Source organism: Acinetobacter sp. YH12144 (genome assembly GCF_013418345.1).
GTDB classification, from domain to species: Bacteria; Pseudomonadota; Gammaproteobacteria; order Pseudomonadales; family Moraxellaceae; genus Acinetobacter; species Acinetobacter amyesii.
Window position 1 is genome coordinate 1 of sequence record NZ_VPCD01000057.1, and the last position, 1,595, is coordinate 1,595.

Annotated in this window: 2 protein-coding genes; both read left to right on the top strand. The window is 38.6% G+C overall.

Annotation, left to right across the window (positions count from 1 at the left end; genetic code table 11):
- Positions 1 to 177: 177 nt before the first annotated feature.
- Positions 178 to 1,092: a lipid A hydroxylase LpxO gene (gene lpxO, locus FTU79_RS16365; protein WP_178318334.1), complete on the top strand. Its 915-nt coding sequence runs from the start codon at positions 178 to 180 to the stop codon at positions 1,090 to 1,092.
- A 114-nt stretch (positions 1,093 to 1,206) separates the two neighbouring features.
- On the top strand, positions 1,207 to 1,527 hold the full coding sequence (locus FTU79_RS16370; RefSeq protein ID WP_257222723.1) for a PH domain-containing protein: 321 nt from the start codon (positions 1,207 to 1,209) through the stop codon (positions 1,525 to 1,527).
- Positions 1,528 to 1,595 lie beyond the last annotated feature (68 nt).

Below are 1,595 nucleotides of genomic sequence, written 5' to 3' on the forward strand. Positions count from 1 at the left end.
GTTCCATTTTAGAGATTTGTTTAAGATAAGATATAACTCATTGAGATGTGTCATAGTATTCGTCGTTAGAAAACAATTATTGTGACATTATTTCAATGAGTTATCTATTTTTGTCGTGTACAGAGAGAATATGCGACATTTTGAATTTTAGCTGTTTTCAGCAATTTAGGTTGTTCTATGTTGAAGTGGATTATTTTGGCGATTTTTATCGCTTCAGCGCTGTATATTCAACAGCGCGGCAAGGTGCGTCATAGTTTTTATCGTCAGTTTTTTGACCATTCTACCATCCTCGCACCGATCAACTATTTAATGTATTTGTTCTCTAAAGTACCAAATCAACCGTATATCGACACCCAGCACTTTCAAGATTTAAAGGTTTTGGATGACAATTGGGAAATGATTCGTGATGAAGCCAAAGCTTTATATGAACAGGGTGGTATTAAAGCTTCAAGTACTTACGATGATTTGGGTTTTAACTCATTCTTTAAAACAGGCTGGAAGCGCTTTTACTTAAAATGGTATGACTCCGCGCATCCATCAGCAGCAGAATTATGTCCAAAAACCACAGCATTATTAAAAACTTTGCCTAGCATTAAGGCGGCGATGTTTACTGAACTAGCGCCCGACAGTCGTTTAGTGCGTCATCGCGACCCGTATGCAGGTTCATTGCGTTACCACTTGGGATTGATGACACCAAATGATGACCGTTGTTTTATTGATGTCGATGGTGAGCGGTATTCATGGCGTGATGGTGAAAGTGTGGTGTTTGATGAAACCTATATTCACTATGCTGAAAATGGCACTTCTCAAAACCGTATTATTTTCTTTGCCGATGTCGAGCGTCCGTTAAAATCTCGCTGGATGCAAAAGTTTAATCACTGGTTTGGCAAAAATGTGATGACCGCAGCAAGCTCTCCGAATGAAGCAGGCGATCAGACGGGTGGCTTAAATAAAGTCTTTGGCTATGTCTATCAAGTGCGTTTAAAAGCCAAGGCTTTAAAAGCTAAAAATAGTCGTGTGTACTATTTCTTAAAATGGTTTTTAATGCTCGGGATTTTCTTCTTAATTTTTATTCGCCCTTATGTGTTTTAGAGTATTACAACGCCTTTCGGGGCGTTTTTTTATGACATTTTTGAGCAATTTCAGCAACGAGCTTTAATCCAGACCTACTTTTATGTATAGAATGAAGTAAATAGGGGAATTTTTATGCAAACGTTTCGTTCTAAAAAAGATTGGTGGGTTTTGGCTTTTGTGATTTGTATGTCTGGTCTATTGATTCAGTTATTGCTGACCATGTACGCCAAAGGCACGATGCCAGCATTTCCTGTGCACACAGGGGTGTATTTCATTACCATTTTTGTGTTGTGGTGGCCTGTGTTCAATACGCGCTATCAGGTCGATGCAGAACGCTTGCAGATCCGTTGCATGTTTTTAAAATGGGACATTCCACGCGACAGTATTCAAAAAATACTCTGTACACGACAAATTTCACAGAACCCTTATCCTATCAGGATTCTGCTTTCTTAAAATTGCCAAAATTTCCTTAAACTCTTCTTTTTTCCCAAAACCAATTAAACGCTGAATCGCCATTTGAA

What these genes read in the sequence shown, in the direction of transcription:
- lpxO (WP_178318334.1), top strand. Translation starts at nt 178, where the DNA reads ATGTTGAAGTGGATTATTTTGGCGATTTTTATCGCTTCAGCGCTGTAT.
- FTU79_RS16370 (WP_257222723.1), top strand. Translation starts at nt 1,207, where the DNA reads ATGCAAACGTTTCGTTCTAAAAAAGATTGGTGGGTTTTGGCTTTTGTG.